We start from the raw sequence: 25,065 nt of genomic DNA, 5'->3' as shown, positions 1-25,065 counted from the left end.
CCTACTTCCTGCGGATCAGGTCGACACGGCCGGTCGAGCGCGCCGCGCCCGAAGCGTGGCGCAGGGCCTCGATGACGTCGCCGCCCTCGGCCTGCTTGCCGTGCGTGGGTTCGTTGGTGGGACCTAGAGCCCGGATGCGTTCGCGGTAGCTGACGGGCGCCCAGTGGCCTTCCGACGGGGTCAGGTCGATCGGATAGACATCCACCACCACGGTCGGCTGGCCCTTGCCCGTGGCGACAGCGGCCTCAAGGTCGGCTTCGGCGGTCTCGTCGAACAGTTGGGCGTCCCCGAAACGCTCGACCCACTGGCCGGCTTTCCAGAACACGACATCCCCGTCCAGCAGGCGGTTGGCGGTGATAGCTTTCATTCCTTCACCCGATTTTCCCGGCGAAGGCCGGGACCCAGATTCATCCGGAGCGGTTGTTGTGCTTCACCTGGTCCCCGGCCTTCGCCGGGGAAATCGGTGGATGTGTCGGCCATGGCCATCGACTCGCCGACCATCAGCAGCGCCGGGCCCGTCACGCCCTGGGCCGCTTCGGCCAGCCCCGACAGGGTGGTGAGCACGCGGCGCTCGTCGGCGCGGCTGGCGTTCTCGACGATCAGAGCCGGGGTTGAACCCGCGCGACCGGCGGCGATAAGACGCTCGGCGATCAGGCCGGCGGTCGAAACGCCCATATAGACGACGACGGTCTGGTTCGGCCGGGCCAGAGAGGCCCAGTCGAGATCAGGCTCGCCGTGAGCGGCATGGCCGGTGACGAAGGTGACGGCCTGGGCCATGCCCCGATGGGTCAGGGGCGCGCCAGCGCCGGCGCTGGCGGCCAGGGCGGCGGTGACGCCGGGCACGATATGGCAATCGACGCCCGCCTCGCGACAGGCCAGGAGCTCCTCGCCGCCGCGGCCGAACAGGAACGGGTCGCCGCCTTTCAGGCGCACCACGTTCAGGCCGTCCAGGGCCAGGGCCACGATCAGCTGGTTGATGTCGTCCTGCGGCAGGGTGTGGCGCGACTTGCGCTTGGCGACATTGATCCGGCGGGCCCGGCGCGGCGCCAAGTCCAGAATCTCATCGGAGACCAGACCGTCATGCACGACCACGTCGGCGGCGCGCAGGGCGTTGAAGGCGCGGAAGGTCAGGAGGTCCGGATCACCGGGACCGGCGCCGACCAGCCACACCGCGCCGAGCGCGCGGTGGGCCCGCGTCCCGCCGACGACCACCAGGCCGTGTTTGGCGAGACCGGCTTTAGCGTTTCGGGCCGGCTGGCGGGCCATGGAGTTTAGAACCTCTATCAAGCCGCTTGGAATAAAACGCTCAAACGCAATACGGGGCGGACCTCTCGGACCACCCCGCTTTGCCCGCCGACGAAAAGGGCCAATCCGCCAGCGAACGCTTGCAAACTCGTCGTGAAGGGCTCAATTCGCAAACAAGGACTTCTGCCGGGGCGTTCAGTAAAACTATGGAAAGACCCAACGAGCGCCGCCGCCTGCCGCCGCTGAACGCGTTGCGCGCCTTCGAGGCCGCCGCCCGTCACCTGAACTTCAGCCGCGCCGCCGACGAGCTGTCGGTGACCCCCGGCGCCGTCAGCCAGCAGATCCAGAATCTCGAGGACTATGTCGGCGCGGCCCTGTTCAAGCGTACGCCCAAGGGCCTGCTGCTGACCGACGCGGCCCAGACCGCCCTGCCCGCCCTGCGCGAGGCCTTCGACCGCCTGGCCGAGGCCGCGTCCCTGCTGACCGCCGCCGTCGACGGCCGCCGCCTGACCCTGACCGCCGCCCCCTCCTTCGCCGCCAAGTGGCTGGTGCCGCGGCTGGGCAAGTTCGAGCAGGCCCATCCGCAGGTCGACGTCTGGCTGTCGGCCGGCATGGAGGTCGTCGACTTCGCCACCGGCGAGGTCGACATGGCCATCCGCTATGGCTCGGGCCGCTATCCGGGGCTGGAAGTCATCCGCCTGATGCACGAGACCGTGGTGCCGGTCGCCAGCCCCGAACTGCTGGAGACCAACGCCCTGGAACGTCCCGAGGACCTGGCCCACCACATCCTGCTGCACGACGGATCGCCCGACGCCGACGACAGCTGCCCCGACTGGGCGATGTGGCTGGCGGCGCGCGGCATCAAGGGTGTCGACGGCGCGCGGGGGCCGCGCTTCAACCAGTCCAGCATGGTCATCGAAGCGGCCGCCAACGGACGCGGCGTGGCGCTGGCCAAGCGCACCCTAGCCCAGGCCGACCTCGACTCGGGCCGCCTGGTCATCCCGTTCGAGGCCTCCACGGCCGTCGACTTCGCCTATTACGTCGTCCACCCCAAGGCCAAGGGCCGCCTGCCGCAGGTGAAGGCCTTCGTGACCTGGCTGAAAACCGAGGCCGAGGCGCACGAGGCGGCGCTCCAGACCATGGACAATGGTTCAGGGATTTAAGCCTTTGCGGCTCTGGTTTTGAGGCGCGGAACCGGCTTAAAGGGGCGCATGAAAATCACGACTCTAACCGTCGACGAGCACCTCGCTCCCGCCGACTGCCAGACCATGGCCGACGTGCGCCAGGGCGTGGACGCCCTGGACCGGGCCCTGGTCCAGCTCCTCACCGAACGTCAGGGCTTCATGAACGCCGCGGCCCGCATCAAGGCCGACCGCTCCAAGGTGTTCGACCGCGCGCGGATCGAGGACGTGGTGACCAAGGTCAAGGCCGCGGCCCGCGAATCCGGCCTGTCGGAAGCCATAGCCGAGCCTGTCTGGCGCACGCTGATCGACCGCTGCATCGCGTACGAATACGACAGCTGGGACAAGACCAAAGGCTGACGAGAAGCGCCCCCTGGTGGGGGGCGCTCCCACCCTTAGTTCCCGTCGATCATCCGACCTAGGCCGCCCAGGATCGAGCCCTCGCCCTGGTTGCCGCCCTGCCCCTGCGCGGCCTGCATCATGCGACCGGCCAGACGCGCGAACGGCAGGGACTGGATCCAAACCTTTCCCGGCCCGCGCAGGCGGGCGAAGAACAGGCCTTCGCCTCCGAACAGCACGCTCTTCACGCCGCCGGCCATCACCAGGTCGAAGTCGACGCCCGGCGTGTAGGCCGCCAGACAGCCGGTATCGACGTGCAGTTCCTCGCCGGGACCAAGCTCGCGCTCGACCAGCGTGCCGCCCATCTGCACGAACACCCAGCCGTCGCCTTCCAGGCGCTGCATGATGAAGCCCTCGCCGCCGAACAGGCCCGTCATCACCCGCTTCTGGAAGTGGATGCCGATCGAAACGCCACGCGCGGCGGCCAGGAAACTGTCCTTCTGGCAGATCAGCGTCCCGCCCAGTTGGCCCAGGTTCAGCGGCAGGATGGTGCCCGGCGTCGGCGAGGCGAAGGCGACGCGGGCCTTGCCTGAGCCCTGATGGGTGAAGACGGTGGTGAACAGGCTTTCGCCGGTGACCAGGCGCTTACCCGCGCCCAGCAGCTTGCCCATGAAGCCGCCGCCCTGGTCGGCCGAGCCGTCGCCGAACACGGTGGTCATCTGGACGCTGGCGTCCTTCCAGACGAAAGCGCCGGCCTCGGCCACGGCGCTCTCGCCCGGATCCAGTTCGATCTCGACGAACTGCAGGTCCTCGCCCTTGATCTCGAAGTCGATGTCGTCGGCGACGCTGGCGCTGCGGGTATGGCTCCAGGGGCTGGGGGGCATGGGAGAGACTCCTTATCTTGGGGAACACCGTTCTAGCCAGCCGCCAGCCGCGGCGCCAATGAAGCATCCTTCATCCGCATGGCGCGGGCGCCGGATTGGCCGGACGGAGCGTTGCCTTTTGGCCGCACCTCGGCGTCGTCTGTCGCTGCCGGTTATGTCGGCGAAAAGCGCTGGCCTTACCATTAGCCCGACAATTGGCGACCAAACCCCATCACACGGACATCCTGCAAAAATCGCAAGCGATCGTGTTTTCTTCGAAAATTCAGCATGTGGGATCACACTGGCCGCAGTCGCGCCTTTGTCACGCAGGAGCGTCCGTCCGCTCCCCAGGTTTGGCCTGACCAGGTGATCACCATCCTCGCTCAAGTGGCATTACCAATTATTGACAATGCGCCAAACTGGTCGGATAAGTCGGCTCAAGGGCGCCAGTTCAGTGCGCCGGGGGAGGCAATCTCATGAACCATGCTCGCAACACGTTCGCTCTTCGCGCCGCGCTGATGGCGTCGTGCGCCGCTCTGGTGGTCGGTTCGGCCGCCCAGGCCCAGGCTCAGGACGCCGCCGGCGACAAGAAGGCCGAGTCGGACACCATCGAAGCCGTCGTCGTCACCGGCTTTCGTCAGGCCTACGCCAACGCCATCTCGACCAAGCGCGAGACCCTGGAAATCTCGGACGGCATCTCGTCGGACGGCCTGGGCCGCTTCCCCGACCTGAACGTCGGCGAAGCCATCCAGCGCATCCCGGGCGTCCAGATCAACCGCGAAGCCGACAGCCGCAACGCCACCATCAGCCTGCGCGGCCTGCCTGGCACCTTCGCCCGCACCACCCTGAACGGCGGCGCGTTCGCCGATCCGATCCTGAATGGCTCGACCCCGCTGGGCGCCTTCAACTCGGACATCTTCACCGCCATCAACGTCATCAAGTCGCCGTCGGCGTCCAATCTGGCCGGCGGCCTGTCGGGCAATGTCGACCTGCGCATCAATCCGGCCCTGAGCCGCAAGGACGGCGGCTTCGCCAAGGTCTCGTACGAGTACAATGACCTGGGCAACCTCGGCAGCCCGCTCGCCTCGCTGGGCTATAACAAGCACCTGTCGGACGACTTCGCCGTGTTCGGCGTGGTGGCCTGGAAGGACGAGAAGTTCCGCCGCGATTCGATCACCGTGAACTCGTGGAACAACCGCCTGGGCTCGATCCAGGTCGGCAACCAGGCCGCCGCCGGCGCCAACCCAGTCTACGACGCGCTGATCGCGGCCAATCCGGGCGGCGTCTACTATCCCAGCCAGACGCGTCAGCTGGTGAAGTACAACCGCGGCGCCACCCTGTCGGCGGCGACCGGCTTCGAATGGCGGATCAGCGACGCGTGGAAGGTCGGTGCGAACGGCTTCATCACCAAGCGCAACCTCAAGGACGCCACCAACAACATCCTCTATATCGACGCGGGTCCGGGTAACGGCTCGACCGGCGGCCTGAGTTCGACTTCGGCGGTCGCCCACATCACCCAGATCGGCGCGCCCCACGTCGTCCGCCGCCCAAACGGCGATCGCGCGTATATCAACAGCTTCTCGGCCGAGAACATCAACACGTTCGACTCGATCCGCTCCGAGCCGGCCGAGAACCAGACTTGGGCGATCAACCCGACCCTCGAATTCAACAACGACACCTGGAAGGCCACCGCGAACCTGACGGTCTCTCGGGCCAAGACTCATGCCGACCAAATCGAACTGGACATCGTCCAGAACCCCTACCGCAACCTTGGCCCAGCCGGCCTGAACGGCATCAAGACCTCGGTCGACGTCGGCGGCTCGGACCTCTCGAACTATACGGCGATCCTGACCACGCCGCACGCCACCCACCTGCCGACCGGCGGCTTCACGATCCCGGCCACGGCGACCGCGACGACCCAGGCGGGCGCCCCCATGCCGGGGCAGGCCGCCACCGTGGCCGGCGACAAGTTCGGCGTGACCGGAACCAGCGGCGCCGCTGAAAACGAGCTCGACTCGTTCCAGCTCGATTTCGACCGCGCCCTGGACGGCGCGTTCATCACCAACTTGCAGTTCGGCGGCCGCGCGGAGCACAACAAGTTCGCCACCACCGGCTCGCGCAATTCGGCCCTGGGCGCGCTGACCCAGAACATCACACCGGACATGGCCTCGCCGCTCTCGTACGGTCGCGACTTCTTCGGCGGCAAGGCGGCGGGGCCGACGAGCAATTGGATGAACCTGGACGTGGATCGCATCCTGGCGGCGATCACCCCGGTCAATACCCAGCCCCGTAGCGCCACCAACCCGAACGGTCTGCCCGACCAGTTCGCCCTGGGCTCTCCGGGCGTGTTCCTGACGCCCTACGGCGTGGTGAACAACTATACGGACGGCAATTACTGGAACAACAACTTCAGCAACGAGAACGATGTCTTCTCGGCGTACCTGACCGCGAAGTTCAAGACCCAGCTGTTCAACGTCCCGGTGCGCGGCACCGTTGGAACGCGCTACGAATACACCAAAAACGAGATCGTCTCGCTGAACTGCCAGAACTGCACGACCGCCCTGTCCAACCAGGCCGGCCCGATCAATCACTCGCTATCGACCCGGAAGACCAAGAACACCTACGACTACTGGCTGCCCTCGGCGATCCTGGTCGCCGATCTGCGCGACGATCTGATCCTGCGCGCGGCGGCCTACCGCACCTATGTACGCCCGCAGCCGCGCGACAACGTACCGACCACCTTCGTGCAGGCGCCGGTCGACGTGAACCCGCCGACCAACCCCGTCTACACGGTCACGCTCGGCGCGACGGACCTCAAGCCCTATACCTCCGACTCCTACGACGTGTCGCTTGAATGGTATAATCGCCCCGGCGGTCTGGTCTCGGTCGCGGCCTACCGCAAGGAGATCAAGGGCTATATCGGCCCGATCCTCGACGCGGCGATCCTGTGCCCCTCGAACGGCAAGATCGACGGCCTGGACGTCAATCTGGGAACACTGACGGTCGATAGCTCGGGCAAGTGCATCAGCTCGAACCAGTTCATCGGCTCCACCGGCGCCCTGACCAACGCCGAGGTGCGCATCACCGGCAAGACCAACCAGTCGCCGATGACCGTCACCGGCTTCGAGTTCAACATCCAGCAGAACCTCGACTTCCTGCCGGGCTTCTGGAGGAATTTCGGCGGCGCTTTCAACTACTCGTATACGAAGATCGACGGCAAGGACACCGCGGGCAACAATATCACCCTGCCCAGCGTCTCGAAGAACAACCTGAACCTCATCGGCTACTACGAGTCGACCAAGTTCGGCGTTCGCCTGGTCTACAACTGGCGCGACAAGTACGACCTGGCCGCCGGCAACTCGTTCGTCGGCGACGCCCGCACCGTCAAGGCGCGCAGCCAGCTGGACGCCTCGGCCTCCTACAACCTGACCGAGGACCTGACGGTTTCGGTCGACGCCTTCAACCTGACCGACGCGACCCGTTCGGAATACGAGAACGACCCGATGCTGCCGCGCCGCATCGACTACGACGGCCGCACCTATCAGGTGACCATGCGCGCCAAGTTCTAGGACGCGAACAGATACCCTCTCGCCTGCGGGGCCGAAGTTCGCTTCGGCCCCTTTCTTTTGGCCGCTATCCCTTCAGCGACCGCAGGGCCTGTTCGTGGGCGTAGGCGGCGATATCCATCAGGGCGACGTCCAGGGCCGTCTTGACCGCTTCCAGGCTGTCCTGCCCCGCCTCGCAGCGTTCGCAGACCTCGCCCAGCGCAAAGGCCCCCACCCCGCGCGCGGCGCCCTTCACCGTATGGACCGCGTCCCGCCAGCCGGCATGGGTCGGATCCAGCATCGGAGTCCACAGCGCGGCCTGCTCGCGGAACAGCGCCAGCACCTCGTCGACGACCCCGAAATCCCCCGCCGCGAACCCTTCCAGGTAAGCGAAATCCACGGCTCCGCTAATATCTCGTCTGGCCATGAAAAAAGCGCTTGCGCTCCCAAAATCATTGCGTATGTTCCGCGCCTCGCCGCCGGGGCTCGCAAGTGCTTCGGACCGTCGAATGGGTGTATAGCTCAGTTGGTAGAGCAGCTGACTCTTAATCAGCGGGTCGTAGGTTCGAATCCTACTACACCCACCATTCTCCTCTTGGAGATCTAGGCTTCCGCTGAAGCCGTCCTGGGGCGCCGCCTCGAAAGTCCCCTGAATTCCTGGACAGAACTTGCCGCGGGTCTGGCGAACGTCAGACTTCAGCCTCGTTCGCGCCGGCCTTGCGCCTCAGCGCGCCGTAGAGGTCGCCCGGTCCGAGCAGGATCTTCAGCAGTTCCTCCCGCAGACGCTCCGACGCCAACACCTGGCGGCTCATGGTGTCGAAGGCGGTGTCGCTGTCCATGACCGCGTCGAGGAACTCGCGCTGCAGGGTCGGCGAGTTGTCGAACTGGGCCTTGGTGTTGGCCATGGCCTGCACCTGCAGCTCCTCTGACGCCAGCATGTGGCTCTTCAGGAAGCCGTTGACGTAGTGCAGCTGGTCGTCGTCGGTCAGTTGCCCCTCGAACAGGTCGTTCACGCGGGCGATGATCTCGTCCAGCCGCGCCTTGTCCTTGTCCTGCACGCTGCCCGAGCCGACCTCGGCCATGCCGCTCAGCTTGGGCGCGTCGCCGTCGCCATAGAGCAGGTCGCGCTTGCGCTCGGCCTTGAGGCTGTGGTGGGTCAGCTTCACGCCCGACAGGTCGATCCCCTCGCGCTCGCGGCCGAACTCCAGCAGCGGCAGCAGCCGACGGTAGAAGATCGCGCGCTTCTCGATCTCGGTGTTGCCGTAGTCGAGGATCTGGCTGAGGAAGCTGTAGAGGCGCTGGAACGTCGCCATGTCGCTCTTGAACAGCGCCAGGGCGTCCATGTGGTCCTTGGCCTGGGCGGCGGCCGTGGCGTCGTCGCGCGCCTCGGCGGAGATCCGCGCCTGCTTGGCGGCGTTGAAGGCGTGGACCACGCGTTGCGCGACCGGCGCGATCGCGGCGATCAGCTCGGACTGGCGCGCCATCGGGTTCAGCTCGGCCTTCACCACCCGCTCGACCTCGAAGTCGTCATAGTGGCCGGCGCCGTCCAGCTTGGCGCGCAGGTCGTAGATCGTGTTCGGATCGGTGGCGCTCTCCAGCTCGGCGGTCTCGTAATAGGTCCGGAACGCCGCCAGGATCTCGTCGGAGCTGTTGACGAAGTCGAGGACGTAGGTGGTGTCCTTGCCCGGATGGGCGCGGTTCAGGCGCGACAGGGTCTGCACGGCCTGGATGCCCGCCAGGCGCCGGTCGACATACATGCCGCACAGCAGGGGCTGGTCGAAGCCGGTCTGGAACTTGTTGGCCACCAGCAGCAGGTGGAAGGCCTCGCTGTTGAAGGCGTCGCGGATGTCGCGGCCGTTCAGGCCGGGGTTCAGCGTCGCGCTGGCCTCGCTGACCTCGCCCAGGTCGGCGTCGGGCACGTCGCCGGAAAAGGCGACCAGGGCGCCCAGCCTGTAGCCCTGCTCCTCGATGTAGCGCCGCACGGCGATCTGCCAGCGCACCGCCTCGACGCGACTGCCCAGCACCACCATGGCCTTGGCCTTGCCGTCCAGCAGCGGCTGGACGTTCTCGCGGAAGTGCTCGACGACGATCTGCACCTTCTGGCTGATGTTGTGCGGATGCAGGCGCACCCAGCGCATGATCTCCTTCTTGGCCTTGCCGCGCTCGACCTCGCGGTCGTCCAGGTCGCGTCCCTCGTGGGCCAGGCGGAAGGCCAGCTGGTAGGGCGTGTAGTTGCGCAGCACGTCGAGGATGAAGCCCTCCTCGATCGCCTGGCGCATCGAATAGACGTGGAACGGCTCCGGCAAGTTGCCCTCGCCGATCGGCCGGTCCGGATGCAGCGGACGGCCGAACAACTGCATGGTCTTGCCCTTGGGCGTGGCCGTGAAGGCGACATAGGTAATGCCGCGCTCGGCGGCCCGGCCGGCCATCTGGGCCGAGAGGATGTCCTCGGTGCTGACCTCGCCGCCGTCGGCCAGAGCCGCCGCCTCCTCGGCCGACAGCATCTGCTTGAGCTTGGAGGCCGCCTCGCCCGACTGGCTGGAGTGGGCCTCGTCGGCGATCACCGCGAAGGCCTTGCCCTCGGTCGCCGCCAGCTCGCGCACCGCGTCCAGGGCGAACGGGAAGGTCTGGATCGTGCAGACGATCACCTTCTTGCCCGCCGCCAGGGCCTCGGCCAACTGGCCGCTCTTGGAGCCGCCCTCGCTCTTGATCGTCGCCACCACGCCGGCGATGCGCTGGAAGTCGAACAGGGCCTCCTGCAGCTGGGTGTCGATGACGTTGCGGTCCGAGACCACGATGACGCTGGAGAACAGCTTGTCGTCGTTGGCGTCGTGCAGTTCCGACAGCAGGTGCGCGGCCCAGGCGATCGAGTTGGTCTTGCCCGAGCCGGCCGAGTGCTGGATCAGGAAGCGCCCGCCAGGCCCCTCCTCCAGCACCTTGGCGGCCAGCTTCCGGGTGGCGTCCAGTTGGTGGTAGCGCGGGAAGATCACGCCGGTGATCTGCTTCTTGGCGTCGCGACGGGTCACCATGTAGCGGCCCAGGATCTCCAGCCAGCTGTCGCGCGCCCAGACCTCCTCCCAGAGATAGGCCGTGCCATGGCCGCTCGGATTGGGAGGATTGCCCTTGCCGCCGTGGTCGCCCTTGTTGAACGGCAGGAAGCGCGTGGCCTTGCCTTCCAGCCGGGTGGTCATCGCCACCTCGCTGCTGCTGACGGCGAAGTGCACCAGCGCCCCGCCGGGGAAGCTGAGCAGCGGCTCGGCCCTCTGGCCCTGGGGGCGAGGATCGCGGTCGAAGCGGTACTGGTCGATGGCGTCCTGCAGGCTCTGGGTGAAGTCGGTCTTCAGCTCGACGGTCGCGACCGGCACGCCGTTCAGATACAGCACCAGGTCGAAGCTGTTCTCGCTGCCGGTCGAGTAGCGCACCTGCCGCGCCACCCGCAGACGGTTGGCCTGGTAGCGGCGGGTGGTCTCGGGGTTCATGCCCATGGCCGGCTTGAACTGGGCCAGCGACAGCCGCGCGCGCAGCCCCACCATGTCGAGCCCGCCGCGCAGCACGTCCAGCACGCCCCGCTCGTCCAGCGACTTGCGCAGCCGGTCCAGCAGCACCTGCTGGGCGGCCGGGCCGTGGGTCTTGCTCAGGGCGTCCCAGGCCTCGGGCTGGCTGTCGCGGACCCAGGCGACCAGATCCTCGGGAAACAAGGCCCGCGAGCGGTCATGCCGCGCCGCCGCCCCGGCTTCGTACAGCCAGCCATGCGCGGCCAGATGGTCGACGACGTCGTCCTCGAAGCGGTTTTCCGTGTGCAGGGACATGGTCGCGATCCTAGGCGTCGACGCCGGCCACGGGGGACCAGATCTGCTTGAGGGGGATCTTGGCGCGGGTTTCGTCCGTGGCCTCGCGATCCTTCAGGCCCGACAGGTCGCCCAGCTCGTTGAAGCCGGGCAACAGCCTGCCCTGGGTAATGGCCTCCAGCTCGCGCTCGCCGTGGCGGCCGGCGCGGACGATCCAAAGCCGGGTCATGCCGCCTCCGCCGTCTGGACGAGGCCCCGCACGTCGATCTTACCGGTGACGGCGGCGGAGATCAGCGCGGCGCGGCGTTCTTGGAGGAGGGTGATGGCCGCTTCAGCCGTGCTGACCAGCGCATCAATCTCGTGAGCCTCACCCTCCAAGTACGCAGCGATCTGTTCCTGTTCAGCAATCGGCGGGAGAGCAACGGTAATTTCCCCGTAACGCGTCGGGTTAAGATTGCACTGGCCAATTGCAACAAAGGCTCTCGCTCGCGCCTGGCCAAGAACGTCTCGAGTATTCAGTAGCTTGGACATAAACTGCGGCGAACATGACGGGTTGAGGCGCAAACGGACCAGATATGAAGCGAACGATAATGGACATGAGGACGACTGCCGCAGAAGCCCCACCTTACCAATCTGATCCAAGCTGTTCGTTCGATTGAATAATAGGTCCAGCGGCCGGAGTAGAAGCGCCTCCTCAACCGAGGTAACATACTTCAAATCGGTCAGATCAATCTCGCCGTCCTGGATGTTCCCCATCCTCAAAACGGCCACGCCGTCATCTGCATCGAGTGAGTCCGAAATGCCGTAGTCAACCTCGCTGAAGGCCCTCTTCAGAAGACAAACCTCCCAATGCGCCGGAACCTGGCCGAGCCATTCGACGCCGGAGTCCTTCATCGGGGCGGACGGGTCGAGGCCCTTGGTGACGGCGTGGGAGATGACGGCCTGCCGCTTCTCCTTCAGCAGTTCGATCAGCCGCCGCTGCGCCTCCACCAGCGCGTCGATCTTGGCGGTCTCCCGGTCGAGGAAGGCGTCGATGCCAGCCTGCTCCTCTGGTGGCGGAAGCACGACCTCGATGCCTTTGAACTCGTCCCAGTAGAGTCGCAGACGGAAATCCGTGACACCCTTCGAGAGGCGCTTCATCTCGGTCACGGCGTTCGGCGTGCGCAGCAGACGCTCAACAAACTTGGTGCTCTGCGCGCTCGTGGGCCGCGCGACCACATAGGCCGGGCTAACCGCGCCAGTGGTTTGAACTGCGCCAAAGCCACCCTGCCAAGCCCGCATCATGTTGTAGACAAGATCATTGGGCTCGACGCGCTTGTACTTTGAGCGGTCTTCACTGCGCGCGACCACGCGATCCATCTCGTCGTCAGCTAGCTCGGTGTCCGATACCCCTGAGTGGATGGACACGCTCAGCACAGGTAGATCGTCCGAACCCGGTTCCGAAACTTCCCTGAAGAGCGCGTTCAGACGAACGACCCGCCAATGGCTCGGCGCCTGCCCCAGCCACTCGACCCCGCTGTCCTTGTAGCTCCCATAGGCCGGAAAGCTCATGCCGCCAGCCCTTCGATCATCGCCTTGATCCGGTCGGTGACCAGCAGCAGTTCGGCGTCGATCTCGGCCAGGTCGCGGGGCGGTTCGAAGACGTAGAAGTGGCGGTTGAACGGGATCTCGTAGCCGACCTTGGTCTTGTCCTCGTCGATCCAGGCGTCGGGGGCGTGGGGCAGGACCTCGCGGGCGAAATAGGCGTCGACGTCCTGCGACAGCGGCACGTTCTCGGTGTCGCGGCGGGCGCTGTCGGCCAGCGGCTTGCCCTTGGCCTTGCCCTTCTGGCCGACCACGGGCGCTCCGGCCTCGTCCAGCAGCGGCCGCTCGACCGTGATGGTGCGATAGCCGAAGGCCTCGTTGGGGAAGATCCGCGACAGCGGCGCCAGCTTGACCTTGCCGCCCTGCGGCGCGGCGGGCGGGATCTCGCCGGCGCGGACCACGACCTTGCCGGCCTCCTTGCCGGCGGCGTCGACCAGGGTGGCGATCCGGGCTTCCACGAAGTCGCCGAACAGCCGGGTGACCAGGGCGATGTCGTCCTCGCCCATCTCCTTGCGCTTGGAGCCCAGGGACTTGCGCATCTTCTTCCAGAAGCCGCTGGCGTCGATCAGCTGCAGCCTGCCCTTGCGGGCGACGGGCTTCTTGTTGGAGACGATCCAGACATAGGTGGCGATGCCGGTGTTGTAGAACATGTCGGTCGGCAGGGCGACGATGGCCTCGACCAGGTCGTTCTCCAGCAGGTAGCGGCGGATCTCGCTCTCGCCGCTGCCGGCCCCGCCGGTGAACAGCGGCGAGCCGTTCAGGACGATGCCGAACCGGCTGCCGCCGTCCTGGGCCGGGCGCATCTTCGACAGCAGGTGCAGCAGGAACAGCAGGGAGCCGTCCGACACGCGCGGCAGGCCGGGGCCAAAGCGGCCGGCGAAGCCCTGCTGCTCGTGCTCGGCGCGGACGATCTTCTCGACCTTCTTCCACTCCACCCCGAACGGCGGGTTGGACAGCATGTAGTCGAACTGGCGCCCCGGGTGGCCGTCGTCGGACAGGGTGTTGCCGGGGATGATGGCCCCGACGTCCTGCCCCTTGATCAGCATGTCGGCCTTGCAGATGGCGTAGGACTCGTCGTTCAGCTCCTGGCCGAACATGGTCAGGCGCGCGCCCGGATTGTGCTGGGTCAGACGCTCCTCGGCGACCGACAACATGCCGCCCGTGCCGGCGGTGGGGTCATAGATGGTGCGAACCACGCCGGGCTTGGACAGGGCGTCGTCGTCCTCGACGAACAGCAAGGACACCATCAGGCCGATGACCTCGCGGGGCGTGAAGTGCTCCCCGGCCGTCTCGTTGGACAGTTCGGCGAACTTGCGGATCAGCTCCTCGAACGCCAGGCCCATCTGGTGGTTGTCGACCGCCCCGGGGTGCAGGTCGATGCCGGCGAACTTCTCGGCGACCTGATAGAGCAGCCCGGCCTTGGCCAGCTTGTCGACCTGGGTGAAGAACTCGAAGCGCTCGAAGATGTCGCGCACCGGGCCCGAGAAGCCCTGGATATAGGCGTAGAGGTTGGCGGCGATGTTGTCGGCGTCGCCGATCAGCCGGCCCATGTCGAGCTTGGAGGTGTTGTAGAAGCTCTGCTTGGCGGCGCGCAGCAGGTACGGCTCGGGATTGACCCCCGCCGCCTCGCGCCTGGCCAGTTCCTCCAGCACCGCCGGCTTGGTGGCCTCCAGCACGCAGTCCAGCCGCCGCAGCACGGTGAACGGCAGGATGACCTTGCCGTAGTCGGACTGCTTGTAGTCACCGCGCAGCAGGTCGGCCACCGACCAGATGAAGGCCGACAACGACTGATGGTTCATGCGCACTCCCCCGAACAACGCCCGATAGCAGCGCGGATGACGTGCAAGGGCAAGCGGCTGTAGCAGAAGCCTTACCGCGAAGGGAGCCCGCCGGGCCTCGCGCTTGGCGCGAGGGGCGCGCTGGAACCGCGCCGTCGGCGGACGTTCTCCGTCGATCCGGGCCTTGTCAGGCCAAGCTTCCAGGGCTCACAAAAGGCCTTTCGACGCGCGCTGCGTCGCCGTGGGCTCACAGGGTTTCGAGGACCGACATGACCGCATTTCAAGACCTGGGCCGGCGCGGCTTCCTGGCCGGCGCCGCGGCGAGCGCGGCCGCGATGGGCGCGCCCGCCTGGGCCCGGCAGCCCGGCGTCAAGAAGATGACCGATGGCGTCGCCCTGATCGGCCCGGCCGAGCGCCAGGCGCGGCTGGAACGCGCCCAGGCCCTGATGGTCAAGCTGGGCCTGTCGGCGATCGTCACCGAGCCGGGCTCGTCGATGGACTACTTCACCGGCGCGCAATGGAGCCGCAGCGAGCGGCCGTGCCTGGCGATCATCCCGCGCGAGGGTCAGGTCGGCATGGTCGTGCCGAAGTTCGAGGAACCCTCGATCCGCCAGAGCCTGGGCGTGCCCGCCGAGGTCCGCACCTGGGAGGAGGACGAAAGCCCCTACGCGATCGCCGCCGGGCTGCTGGCCGACCGCAAGCTGGCGTCGGGCAAGATCGGCGTCGAGGAGACGATCCGGACCTTCATCGTCGACGGCCTGACCGGCGCCCTGCCCTCGGCCCAGGTGGTCTCGGGCGCGGCGGTGTTCCGGGGCTGCCGGATGATCAAGTCGCCGGCCGAGCTGGCCCTGATGCAGGTCGCCGCCGACATCACCGTCGCGGCCCTGCGCCACACCCACGGCAACGTCAAAGCCGGCATGGGTCCCAAGGACATCGGCGCCCTGATGACCGAGTTCACGGTGAAGCAAGGCGCGCGGGTCAGCTTCAACCTGATCCTGATCGGCGAGGCCAGCGCCTACCCGCACGGCTCGCGTCAGCCCCAGGTGCTGGGCGAGGGCCAGGTCGTGCTGATGGACTGCGGCTGCAATGTCGGCGGCTACGAGTCGGACATCTCGCGCACCTTCGTGTTCGGCGAGCCCACCGCCCGCCAGCGCAAGGTCTGGAACGACGTCGCGCGCGGCCAGCAGGTGGCGTTCGAGGCCGCCCAGGTCGGGGTCGAGGCCGGCTCGGTCGACCGCGCCGTCCGCGCCTATTACGACAGCCTCGGCTGGGGCCCGCGCTACAAGCTGCCCGGCCTGTCGCACCGCACCGGCCACGGCATCGGCATGGACGGCCACGAGCCGGTGAACTTCGTGATGTCCGAGACGACGAAGCTGGCGCCGGGCATGTGCTTCTCGGACGAGCCGGGCATCTACATCCCCGGCGAGTTCGGCGTGCGGCTGGAAGACTGCATCCACATGACCCCGCGGGGACCCCAGTGGTTCAGCAAGCCGCCAACGACGCTGGACAAGCCCATGGGCTGATCGAGGTCTCGCGCGCGGCGCGACCGTGGCGACTTTCCGACGGTAAAGCGGAGCCATATCGAGGCTCGATCATTTCAGATCTGCAAACCGGCGCACATGTTCGGCCTCTAGGGCACTAAGGGTCCGTCCGCTCACGACGGCGCGTTCCCTATGGGCGGCCAGTCGCCGCCCGCTCACGCCGCCCCGCGCGCGGCCGTTCGAAGGCTGACGATGACTGACTTTCACGCCCCGCGTACGCCCCCGCGCCGCCGGACGCTGATCCTTGGCGGACTGATCGCGATCCTGGCCCTGGCCGGCGTGGCCTGGCTGGCCTGGACCCTGCTGCACGGCGACAAGGGCGGCGAAGGCGGCGGTCCTGGCGGCGGCTTCGGCGGCGGCGGTCGGCGCGGTCCGGCCAGCACGGTGGCGGTGGCCACGGCCAGCGCGACGGACCTGCCGATCGTCATCGAGGCCCTGGGCACGGTGAAGCCGGCCGCGACGGTGACGGTGCGTCCTCAGGTCGGCGGTACGATCACCCAGGTGATGTTCCGTGAAGGCCAGGTGGTCCAGCGCGGCCAGGCCCTGGTCCAGATCGATCCCCGCCCGTACGAGATGGCGCTGCTGCAGGCGCAGGGGAACCAGACCCGCGACGAGGCCCAGCTGACCGCGGCGCGCCTGACCCTGAGCCGCTACCAGACCCTGCTGACCCAGGACTCGATCGCCCGGCAGGAGGTCGACACCCAGGCCGCCACGGTCAAGCAATTGGAAGGCACGGTGATGGCCGACCGCGCCGCCGTCGGCACGGCGCGTCTGAACCTCGGCTTCGCCCGCATCGTCGCGCCCGTCTCGGGCCGGGTCGGCCTGCGCGTCACGGACGTCGGCAACTATATCGGCGCGGGCGACGCCAACGGCGTGGCGGTGATCACCACCGTCTCGCCGATCGACGTCGAATTCACCGTCCCGCAGGACGACGTGCCGCGCATCGCCGCCCGCCAGGGCCGCGCCAACGTGCCGGTCATCGCCCTGGACCGCACCCGCACCCAGACCCTGGATCGCGGCTCGTTCTCGACGCTCGACAATATCGTGGACACCGGCACCGGCACGGTGAAGGCCAAGGCCCGCTTCCCGAACGCCGGCAACACCCTGTTCCCCAGCCAGTTCGTCAATGTCCGCATGGAGCTGGACACCCTCAAGGGCGCGATCGTCGTGCCGGCCACGGCCGTGCGCCAGGGCGGCGACGGCGCGTTCGTCTGGCTGCTGAACAGCGACCAGACCGTCTCCAAGACCCCGGTGAAGACCGGCCAGGCGACGGGCGTCCAGGTGCAGATCACGCAGGGCCTGAAGGTCGGCGACAAGGTCATCACCGAGGGCGGCGACCGCCTGCGCGACGGCGGCAAGGTCCAACTGCCGGGCGCCAAGCCGGCGGGGCAAGGCAAGGGCGACGGCAAGGCCCGTCGCCAGCGCCCGCAGCGTCCGGAATAGTCGGGCCCAGCCGCGATGAACCCCTCGCGTCCCTTCATCCAGCGGCCGGTCGCCACGGCCCTGTTCATGGCGGCCATCGTCCTGGCCGGCCTGGTCGGCTTCCGGCTGCTGCCGCTGTCGGCCCTGCCCCAGGTCGACTACCCCACCATCCAGGTCCAGACCCTGTATCCCGGGGCCAGCCCCGAGGTGATGAGCCAGACCGTCACCGCGCCGCTGGAGCGCCAGCTGGGCGAGATGTCGGGCCTGGCCAGGATGAGCTCGGTCAGCACGGCCGGGGCCTCGGTCATCACCCTGCAGTTCAATCTGGGCGAGACGCTGGACGTCGCCGAGCAGGAGGTGCAGGCCGCCATCAACGCCAGCGGCTCGCTGCTGCCGGCCGACCTGCCCGCCCCGCCGGTCTACGCCAAGGTCAACCCGGCCGACGCGCCGGTCCTGACCCTGGCCATCACCTCCGACACCCTGCCGCTGACCGAGGTGCAGAACCTGGTCAACACCCGCCTGGCCCAGAAGATCAGCCAGGTCTCGGGCGTGGGCCTGGTGTCGCTGTCGGGCGGCCAGCGGCCGGCCATGCGCATCCAGGCCGACACCCAGGCCATGGCCAGCTACGGCCTGACCCTGTCGGACGTGCAGACCGCGATCAGCGCCGCCAACGCCAATAGCGCCAAGGGCAGCTTCGACGGCCCCACCCGCAGCTACACGATCAACGCCAACGACCAGCTGCTCAGCGTCGACGACTACCGCTCGCTGATCGTCACCTACAAGGACGGCGCGCCGATCCGCCTGTCGGACATCGCCCAGGTCGTCGAGAGCGCCGAGAACACCCGCCTGGGCGCCTGGGCCGGCAAGACCCCGGCGATCATCGTCAACGTCCAGCGACAGCCCGGCGCCAACGTCATCAAGACCGTCGACGCCATCAAGGCCAAGCTCCCCGAGCTTCAGGCCGGCCTGCCCGCCACCCTGGACGTCCAGGTGCTGGCCGACCGCACCACCGGCATCCGCGCCTCGGTGCACCATGTCGAGATCGAGCTGCTGCTGGCCGTGGGGCTGGTGGTGCTGGTGATCTTCTTCTTCCTGCACAGCCTGCGCGCCACGGTGATCGCCAGCCTGGCCGTGCCGATCTCGCTGATCGGCTCGTGCGGGGTGATGTACCTGATGGGCTTCTCGCTGAACAACCTCAGCCTGATGGCCCTGACCATCGCCACCGGCTTCGTCGTCGACGACGCCATCGTGATGATCGAGAACATCACCCGCCACCTCGAGAAGGGCGAAAAACCCATGGAGGCGGCGCTGAAGGGCGCGAAGGAGATCGGCTTCACGATCATCTCGCTGACCATCTCGCTAATCGCCGTGCTGATCCCGCTGCTGTTCATGGGCGACGTGGTCGGCCGCCTGTTCCGCGAATTCGCCATCAGCCTGGCCATCACCATCCTGATCTCGGCCGTGGTCTCCCTGACCCTCACCCCCATGCTGTCGGCCCGCTGGCTGAAGCCGCACGAGGGCCAGGAGGCCAAGGGGATCAGCAAGAAAACCCAGGATCTGTTCGCCAAGGTCGAGGCCCGCTACGAGGTCGCCCTAGCCTGGGTGCTGCAGCGCCAGGTCGCGACCCTGGTCGTCGCCGTCGGCACGCTGGTCCTGACCGGCGTGCTCTACATGATCATCCCCAAGGGCCTGTTCCCCACCCAGGACACCGGCCAGTTGCAAGCCCGCACCGAGATGGCCCAGTCGGTCTCCTACGACCGCATGGCGGCCCTGCAGCAGCAGGCGGCCGAGGCGATCCTGGACGATCCGGCGGTGGAGAACGTCGCCTCGTTCATCGGCGTCGACGGCGCCAACAACGCCATGCTCCACACCGGCCAGATGCAGATCAACCTGAAGGCCGATCGCTCGGGCTCGCAGGAGAAGATCATGCAGCGGCTGCGCGAGCGCGTGGCCAATGTGCCGGGCGTGACGCTATATCTCCAGCCCACCCAGGACCTGACCATCGACGCCGAGACGGGGCCCACCCAATACCGCCTGTCGCTGGAAGGCGCCGACACCGCCACGATCAGGGAATGGGCCGGCAAGCTCACCGCCGAACTGGCGAAGGTGAAGGCCGTCCGCAACGTCTATTCCGACGCCTCGGCCACCGGCCAGGCCGCCTATGTCGACATCGACCGCGACACCGCCGCGCGTCTCTCCATTACCGCGTCTGATGTCGACGATGCGTTGTACAGCGCCTTCGGTCAGCGGATCGTCTCGACCATCTTCACCGAGACCAACCAGTACCGCGTGATCCTGGAGGCCAAGCCCGGCGTCCTGGTCGACCCGACCACCCTGGGCAATCTGAACCTGAGGACCGGCGGCGGTTCGCCGACGCCGCTGGCCGCCTTCTCGACCATCAAGACCCAGCAGTCGCCGCTGCAGGTCACCCACGTCGCCCAGTTCCCGGCCACCACGATCGGCTTCGATACCGCCCCCGGCGTCTCGCTGGGCCACGCGGTCGACGAGATCCGTAAGGCCATGAAGACGATCGACATGCCCGTCTCGGTGACCACCACCTTCCTGGGCGCGGCGGGGGCCTATCAGAACTCGCTGTCCAACCAGCTATGGCTGATCCTGGCGGCCGTGGTCTGCGTCTACATCGTGCTGGGGGTGCTCTATGAGAGCTACGTCCATCCGATGACCATCCTGTCGACCCTGCCCTCGGCCGGCGTCGGCGCGCTGCTGGCCCTGTGGATCACCGGTAACGATCTGGGCGTGATCGGGATCATCGGCATCATCCTGCTGATCGGCATCGTCAAGAAGAACGCGATCATGATGATCGACTTCGCCATCGACGCCGAACGCGAGGAAGGCAAGAGCCCGCACGACGCTATCTTCCAGGCGGCCATCCTGCGCTTCCGGCCGATCCTGATGACCACCCTGGCAGCCCTGTTCGCCGCGATCCCGCTGATGCTGGGCTTCGGCGAAGGGGCCGAACTGCGCCGTCCACTGGGCATCGCCATCTTCGGCGGCCTGCTGCTCAGCCAGCTCCTGACCATGTTCACGACCCCGGTCGTCTACCTGGCCTTCGACCGCCTGGCCCCGACCGCCAAGCGCGAGCGCCGCGATGACGGCCCGCATCCTGACCGCGTCGATCCCGAGCCGATCCCGGGGGCGCCGTCTTGAACCTGTCCGGTCCCTTCATCCGGCGGCCGGTCGCCACCATCCTGCTGACCATCGGCCTGGCCATGGCCGGGATCGCGGCCTTCTTCGTGCTGCCGGTCTCGCCGTTGCCGCAGGTGGATTTCCCGACCGTCTCGGTGTCGGCCAACCTGTCGGGGGCCAGTCCCCAGACCATGGCCTCCAGCGTCGCCACGCCGCTGGAGCGGCGGCTGGGCACGATCTCGGGCGTCAACGAGATGACGTCGCAGAGCTCGACGGGGTCGACGCGGATCACCCTGCAGTTCGATCTCAACCGCCAGATCGACGGCGCCGCCCGCGAGGTGCAGGCCGCGATCAACGCCGCTCGCGCCGACCTGCCGGCGACGCTGCGCAGCAACCCGACCTATCGCAAGGCCAATCCGTCCGACTCGCCGGTGATCATCCTGGCCCTGACCTCGGACACCAAGACGCCCGGCCAGATCTATGACGCGGTCTCCAACGTCGTGGCCCAGCGCCTGGCCCAGGTCAGCGGCGTCGGCGACGTCGAGATCGGCGGCGGCTCACTGCCGGCCGTCCGCATCTCGGCCAACCCGTTCCTGCTGAACCAGTACGGCGTGGCCATGGAGGACGTCCGCGCGGCGATCCAGTCGGCCAACGCCAACCGCCCAAAGGGCGCGCTGGAGGGTAACGGCCAGCGCTACCAGATCTATACGACCGGCGCGGGCCGCAAGGCCGCCGACTATGCCGGCCTCGTGGTGGCCTGGCGTAACGGCGCGCCGATCCGCCTGTCGGACGTCGCGCAAGTCACCGACAGCGTCGCCGACACCCGCACCCTGGGCCTGTTCAACGGCAAGCCGTCGATCATCGTCCTGATCACCGCCCAGCCGGGCGCCAATATCATCGAGACGGTCGACAGCGTCCGCGCCGTCCTGCCCGAGCTTCGCGCCCAACTGCCCAGCGACATCACCGTCGATGTCGCCAGCGACCGCACCAACTCGATCCGCGCCTCGCTGCACGAGATCGAGGTCACCCTGCTGATCTCGATCATCCTGGTGATCGTCGTAGTCAGCATCTTCCTGCGCAGCGCCCGCGCCACCTTCATTCCCGCGGCGGCGACCATCGTCTCGCTGCTGGGCACGTTCGGGGTCATGTACCTGCTGGGCTTTTCCCTCAACAATCTCAGCCTGATGGCGATCACCGTCGCCACCGGGTTCGTGGTCGACGACGCCATCGTCGTGCTGGAGAACACCGCCCGCCACATCGAGAAGGGCATGGACCGCTTCGCGGCGGCCCTGCTGGGCGCGCGCGAGGTCGGGTTCACCGTGCTGTCGATCAGCATCTCGCTGGTCGCCGTCTTCATCCCGCTGCTGTTCATGGGCGGCCAGGTCGGCCGCCTGTTCCGTGAGTTCGCGGTCACTCTGTCGGCGGCGGTGCTGATCTCGCTGGTCATCAGCCTGACCACCACGCCGATGATGTGCGCCTACCTGCTGCGCCCCGAGAAGAAGGACAAGGCAGGCCGCCTGTCGCGCTTTTTCGAGGCGGCGTTCAACCGCGTCCACAAGACCTATGAGCACAGCCTGGACTGGGCCCTGCACGCCAAGCCGTTGGTCATCGCCCTGCTGGTCGCGGTGATCGCCATGACCGCCTGGCTCTATATCGCCGTGCCCAAGGGCTTCTTCCCGCAGCAGGACAGCGGTCAGTTGATGGCCGGCATGCGCGCCGACCAGTCCGTCTCGTCCCAGGCCATGCAGAAGAAGCTGCGCCAGGTGGTCGGCATCATCCACAAGGATCCCGCCGTCGACACCGTGGTCGGCTTCACCGGCGGCGGCCGCGCGGGCGGCGGCTTCATGTTCGTGAACCTCAAGCCGATCGGCGAGCGCAAGGAGAAGGGCTCGGCCGTCATCGCCCGCCTGCGTCCGCAGCTGCAGCGCGTGACCGGCATCAGCGTGTTCCTGAACCCGGTGCAGGACCTGCGCATGGGCGGCCGGCAGAGCAACTCGACCTACCAGTACACCCTGACCAGCGACAGCAGCGCCGCCCTCAAGGAGTGGGCCGCCAAGCTGGCCGAGGCGATGAAAGCCCACGACGACGTGCTGACCGACGTCGATTCCGACCAGCAGGAGAACGGCGTCGAGACCCTGGTCACCATCGACCGCGACAGCGCCTCGCGGCTGGGGATCACGCCTCGCGCCGTCGACAACGCGCTCTACAACGCCTTCGGTCAGCGTCAGGTCGCGACCATCTACGAGGACGTCAACCAGTACGCCGTGATCCTGGAGTGGCAGCAGAAGTTCGCCCAGGGTCCCGAGGCGCTGAACGACGTCCACGTGCCGACACGGCCGTCCGGGACGGCGAAGGCCACCGGTCCCAGCGTCAATCCGGCCCTGCGCGACCAGTCGACCGGCTCGGCCCTGAACACCGCCGCCACCGCCATGACGCCCCTGTCGGCCATCGCCAGCGTCTCCCAGAACGCGACCCCGACCTCGGTCAATCACCAGAATGGCGAGCTGGCCACCACGGTCTCGTTCAACCTGGCGGACGGCAAGTCGCTGAGCGACGCCCAGATCGCCGTCGCCCAGGCCGAGGCCGAGATCGGCATGCCGACCAGCGTGCGCGGCAGCTTCCAGGGCCAGGCCCGCCAGGCCAACGACCAGATGAAGCAGCAGCCGCTGCTGATCCTGGCCGCCATCGTGGCGATCTACATCGTCTTGGGTATCCTCTACGAAAGCTACGTCCACCCGATCACGGTGCTGTCCACCCTGCCCGCCGCCGGCGTCGGCGCGGTGGTCGCCCTGCTGATCTTCAAGATGGAGTTCTCGATCATCGCCCTGATCGGGGTCTTCCTGCTGCTGGGCATCGTCAAGAAGAACGCCATCCTGATCATCGACTTCGCCCTGGACGCCCAGCGCAGCCGGGGCCTCTCCGCCCAGGAAGCCGTGCGCGAGGCCAGCCTGCTGCGCTTCCGCCCGATCCTGATGACCACCCTGGCCGCGGCCCTCGGCGCGCTTCCCCTGGCCATCGGCTTTGGCGAAGGCGCCGAGCTGCGTCGTCCGCTGGGCGTGGCCATCATCGGCGGCCTGATCGCCAGCCAGCTACTGACCCTGATCACCACACCCGTGGTCTATGTCTATCTCGATCGCCTGCGCGGGAAGACGCGCAAGGACGAGCGGCATCTGACCCACCACCCGACCGCGCCGGAACCCGCCAGATGATCCGTCTTTCGCGCCTGATCGGCGCCGCCTCGCTCCTCGCCCTCGGCGCCTGCTCGATGACGCCGGCCTACGAGACGCCCGCGCTGAAGTCCGCGCCACCAGCCCAGTTCAAGGCCCTGGAGGGCTGGAAGACCGCCACGCCGTCCGACCATCTGGATCGCGGCGACTGGTGGACGCTGCTGGGCGACCCGCGGCTCAACGTCCTGGCCGAGCGCGTGAAGGTGGACAACCAGACCATCGCCCGCGCCGAGGCCGCCTATCGCCAGGCCCGCGCCCTGGTCCGCGAGCAACGGGCCAGCCTGTTCCCGTCGGTCGACCTTTCCAGCTCCGCCACCAAGTCGGGCGGCGGCGGCACCAAGACCACGACCTCCGTCGGCGGCGCGACCCGCGCGGGCGACACCCAGCGCTATCAGGTCGGCATCGGCGCCAGCTGGGAGCCGGACGTCTGGGGCCGCATCCGCGCCGGCCTCAGCGGCGCCAAGTTCAGCGCCGAAGCCAGCGCCGCCGACCTCGCCGCCGCCCAGTTGTCGGCCCAGGGCGAGCTGGCGACCAGCTATCTGGGCCTGCGCCGCGCCGACGCCGAGATCGCCATGGTCCAGGCCACGGTCGAGGGCTACCAGCGCACCCTGCAGATCACCACCAACCGCTACAACGCCGCCATCGCGCCCAAGTCCGACGTGCTGCAGGCCCAGGTCCAGCTGGCCAACGCCCAGTCGACCCTGGAGGGTCTGGTCCAGGATCGCGCGACCTTCGAGAACGCCATCGCCGTGCTGGTCGGCGAGCCGGCCAGCGGCTTCCGCATCGCGGCCGTGACCGACTGGAAGCCGATCGTGCCCGAGATCCCGATCGGCGTGCCCTCGCCCCTGCTGGAGCGCCGTCCCGACGTCGCCGCCGCCGAGCGCCGCGTCGCCGCCGCCAATACCGACATCGGCGTGGCCCGCGCCGCCTTCTTCCCGACCTTCAGCCTGTCGGCCAACGGCAATTCGACCTCGAGTGTCCTGGGCGACCTGTTCACCACCTCGGCCAATACCTGGTCGCTGGGCCTGACGGCCGCCCAGACCCTGTTCGACGCTGGCGCCCGCAAGGCCCGCGTCGAGCAGTCGCGCGCGGCCTATGACGCCACCGCCGCCGACTATCGCCAGACGGCCCTCCAGGCCTTCGAGGACGTCGAGAACCAACTGGCCGCCGCGAGGGCTCTCGAGCGGCAATACGCCCTGCTGCTGACCGCCTCCCAGGCCGCCGACCAGACCGAGCAGATGCTGTTGAACCAGTACAAGGCCGGCCAGGTGGCCTATACCGACGTGGTCACGGCCCAGGCCTCGGCCCTGTCGGCGCGACGGACGCTGCTGCAGACGGCGGTCTCGCGCCAGACGACGGCGGTGGCCCTGGTCCAGGCCCTGGGCGGCGGCTGGCGCTGAAAACT

At 67.7% G+C, this 25,065-nt stretch carries 14 protein-coding genes, 1 tRNA gene and 2 pseudogenes; 9 read left to right on the top strand and 8 right to left on the bottom strand.

The window, feature by feature from the left end:
* Nucleotide 1: 1 nt before the first annotated feature.
* Nucleotides 2-367 carry a DUF2849 domain-containing protein gene (locus AC1RJ9_RS02720; protein WP_492834946.1) on the bottom strand — a complete coding sequence of 122 codons (366 nt, stop codon included), beginning with the start codon at nucleotides 365-367 and terminating at the stop codon, nucleotides 2-4.
* Entirely contained in the window at nucleotides 364-1,266 is a 903-nt protein-coding gene (gene cobA / locus AC1RJ9_RS02715) for a uroporphyrinogen-III C-methyltransferase (protein WP_492834948.1), read from the bottom strand. The genes AC1RJ9_RS02720 and cobA overlap by 4 nt, the downstream gene beginning before the upstream one ends.
* A gap of 185 nt (nucleotides 1,267-1,451) precedes the next feature.
* Between cobA and gcvA the strand changes: the two genes are divergently transcribed.
* Nucleotides 1,452-2,408 (top strand): transcriptional regulator GcvA, encoded by a 957-nt coding sequence (gene gcvA / locus AC1RJ9_RS02710; RefSeq protein ID WP_099580047.1) that lies wholly within the window; start codon nucleotides 1,452-1,454, stop codon nucleotides 2,406-2,408.
* A 48-nt stretch (nucleotides 2,409-2,456) separates the two neighbouring features.
* Nucleotides 2,457-2,786: a chorismate mutase gene (locus tag AC1RJ9_RS02705; protein ID WP_492834950.1), complete on the top strand. Its 330-nt coding sequence runs from the start codon at nucleotides 2,457-2,459 to the stop codon at nucleotides 2,784-2,786.
* A 35-nt stretch (nucleotides 2,787-2,821) separates the two neighbouring features.
* Here the strand turns inward: AC1RJ9_RS02705 and AC1RJ9_RS02700 are convergent, their stop codons facing one another.
* Entirely contained in the window at nucleotides 2,822-3,649 is an 828-nt protein-coding gene (locus AC1RJ9_RS02700; RefSeq protein WP_492834952.1) for a TIGR00266 family protein, read from the bottom strand.
* A 455-nt stretch (nucleotides 3,650-4,104) separates the two neighbouring features.
* Here AC1RJ9_RS02700 and AC1RJ9_RS02695 point away from each other — a divergent pair, with 455 nt between their 5' ends.
* Complete coding sequence (locus AC1RJ9_RS02695) at nucleotides 4,105-7,197, top strand: TonB-dependent receptor (RefSeq protein ID WP_492834954.1); 3,093 nt, start codon at nucleotides 4,105-4,107, stop codon at nucleotides 7,195-7,197.
* 64 nt (nucleotides 7,198-7,261) lie between these two features.
* On the opposite strand, the gene AC1RJ9_RS02690 is transcribed toward AC1RJ9_RS02695, so the two are convergent.
* Complete coding sequence (locus tag AC1RJ9_RS02690; protein ID WP_492834956.1) at nucleotides 7,262-7,600, bottom strand: Hpt domain-containing protein; 339 nt, start codon at nucleotides 7,598-7,600, stop codon at nucleotides 7,262-7,264.
* 84 nt (nucleotides 7,601-7,684) lie between these two features.
* Here AC1RJ9_RS02690 and AC1RJ9_RS02685 point away from each other — a divergent pair.
* Nucleotides 7,685-7,760 (top strand) — tRNA-Lys (locus AC1RJ9_RS02685).
* Between the two features lie 387 nt (nucleotides 7,761-8,147).
* On the opposite strand, the pseudogene AC1RJ9_RS02680 reads toward AC1RJ9_RS02685, so the two are convergent.
* From AC1RJ9_RS02680 to AC1RJ9_RS02665, 4 genes and pseudogenes are all read right to left on the bottom strand, one after another.
* A pseudogene (locus AC1RJ9_RS02680) lies at nucleotides 8,148-10,982 on the bottom strand (type I restriction endonuclease subunit R); the annotation flags it as partial.
* A gap of 79 nt (nucleotides 10,983-11,061) precedes the next feature.
* Nucleotides 11,062-11,190 (bottom strand): annotated as a pseudogene (locus tag AC1RJ9_RS02675) (restriction endonuclease); the annotation flags it as partial.
* On the bottom strand, nucleotides 11,187-12,512 hold the full coding sequence (locus AC1RJ9_RS02670) for a restriction endonuclease subunit S (protein WP_492834958.1): 1,326 nt from the start codon (nucleotides 12,510-12,512) through the stop codon (nucleotides 11,187-11,189). The pseudogene AC1RJ9_RS02675 and the gene AC1RJ9_RS02670, both read right to left, overlap by 4 nt.
* Entirely contained in the window at nucleotides 12,509-14,344 is a 1,836-nt protein-coding gene (locus AC1RJ9_RS02665; protein WP_492834960.1) for a type I restriction-modification system subunit M, read from the bottom strand. The genes AC1RJ9_RS02670 and AC1RJ9_RS02665 overlap by 4 nt, the downstream gene beginning before the upstream one ends.
* Nucleotides 14,345-14,592: 248 nt before the next feature.
* On the opposite strand from AC1RJ9_RS02665, the gene AC1RJ9_RS02660 reads away from it, so the two are divergent.
* From AC1RJ9_RS02660 to AC1RJ9_RS02640, 5 genes are all read left to right on the top strand, one after another.
* A complete protein-coding gene (locus AC1RJ9_RS02660) occupies nucleotides 14,593-15,846 on the top strand; it encodes a M24 family metallopeptidase (RefSeq protein WP_492834962.1) in 1,254 nt (417 codons plus the stop codon).
* Between the two features lie 210 nt (nucleotides 15,847-16,056).
* Nucleotides 16,057-17,307, top strand: coding sequence for an efflux RND transporter periplasmic adaptor subunit (locus AC1RJ9_RS02655; protein ID WP_492834964.1), 1,251 nt, complete (start codon nucleotides 16,057-16,059; stop codon nucleotides 17,305-17,307).
* 15 nt (nucleotides 17,308-17,322) lie between these two features.
* Nucleotides 17,323-20,454, top strand: coding sequence for a multidrug efflux RND transporter permease subunit (locus AC1RJ9_RS02650; RefSeq protein WP_492834966.1), 3,132 nt, complete (start codon nucleotides 17,323-17,325; stop codon nucleotides 20,452-20,454).
* The gene (locus AC1RJ9_RS02645; protein ID WP_492834968.1) at nucleotides 20,451-23,642 is read left to right on the top strand and encodes an efflux RND transporter permease subunit; all 3,192 of its coding nucleotides are present in this window, start codon (nucleotides 20,451-20,453) and stop codon (nucleotides 23,640-23,642) included. The genes AC1RJ9_RS02650 and AC1RJ9_RS02645 overlap by 4 nt, the downstream gene beginning before the upstream one ends.
* On the top strand, nucleotides 23,639-25,060 hold the full coding sequence (locus tag AC1RJ9_RS02640) for an efflux transporter outer membrane subunit (RefSeq protein WP_492834969.1): 1,422 nt from the start codon (nucleotides 23,639-23,641) through the stop codon (nucleotides 25,058-25,060). Before AC1RJ9_RS02645 ends, AC1RJ9_RS02640 begins: the two co-directional genes overlap by 4 nt.
* The last annotated feature ends 5 nt before the right edge of the window (nucleotides 25,061-25,065 follow it).

This window comes from Caulobacter sp. GW822-FHT07D08 (assembly GCF_058798735.1).
Note: the sequence above shows the minus strand (reverse complement) of the source record. Positions and strands in the feature narration are given on the sequence as shown.

Bases quoted from the DNA above. Each gene is read 5' to 3' on its own strand.
- AC1RJ9_RS02695 (WP_492834954.1), top strand. From the start codon at position 4,105: ATGAACCATGCTCGCAACACGTTCGCTCTTCGCGCCGCGCTGATGGCG.
- AC1RJ9_RS02665 (WP_492834960.1), bottom strand. From the start codon at position 14,344: ATGAACCATCAGTCGTTGTCGGCCTTCATCTGGTCGGTGGCCGACCTG.
- AC1RJ9_RS02655 (WP_492834964.1), top strand. From the start codon at position 16,057: ATGACTGACTTTCACGCCCCGCGTACGCCCCCGCGCCGCCGGACGCTG.
- AC1RJ9_RS02705 (WP_492834950.1), top strand. From the start codon at position 2,457: ATGAAAATCACGACTCTAACCGTCGACGAGCACCTCGCTCCCGCCGAC.
- AC1RJ9_RS02720 (WP_492834946.1), bottom strand. From the start codon at position 367: ATGAAAGCTATCACCGCCAACCGCCTGCTGGACGGGGATGTCGTGTTC.
- AC1RJ9_RS02670 (WP_492834958.1), bottom strand. From the start codon at position 12,512: ATGAGCTTTCCGGCCTATGGGAGCTACAAGGACAGCGGGGTCGAGTGG.
- AC1RJ9_RS02660 (WP_492834962.1), top strand. From the start codon at position 14,593: ATGACCGCATTTCAAGACCTGGGCCGGCGCGGCTTCCTGGCCGGCGCC.
- AC1RJ9_RS02640 (WP_492834969.1), top strand. From the start codon at position 23,639: ATGATCCGTCTTTCGCGCCTGATCGGCGCCGCCTCGCTCCTCGCCCTC.
- AC1RJ9_RS02650 (WP_492834966.1), top strand. From the start codon at position 17,323: ATGAACCCCTCGCGTCCCTTCATCCAGCGGCCGGTCGCCACGGCCCTG.
- gcvA (WP_099580047.1), top strand. From the start codon at position 1,452: ATGGAAAGACCCAACGAGCGCCGCCGCCTGCCGCCGCTGAACGCGTTG.
- AC1RJ9_RS02700 (WP_492834952.1), bottom strand. From the start codon at position 3,649: ATGCCCCCCAGCCCCTGGAGCCATACCCGCAGCGCCAGCGTCGCCGAC.
- AC1RJ9_RS02690 (WP_492834956.1), bottom strand. From the start codon at position 7,600: ATGGCCAGACGAGATATTAGCGGAGCCGTGGATTTCGCTTACCTGGAA.
- cobA (WP_492834948.1), bottom strand. From the start codon at position 1,266: ATGGCCCGCCAGCCGGCCCGAAACGCTAAAGCCGGTCTCGCCAAACAC.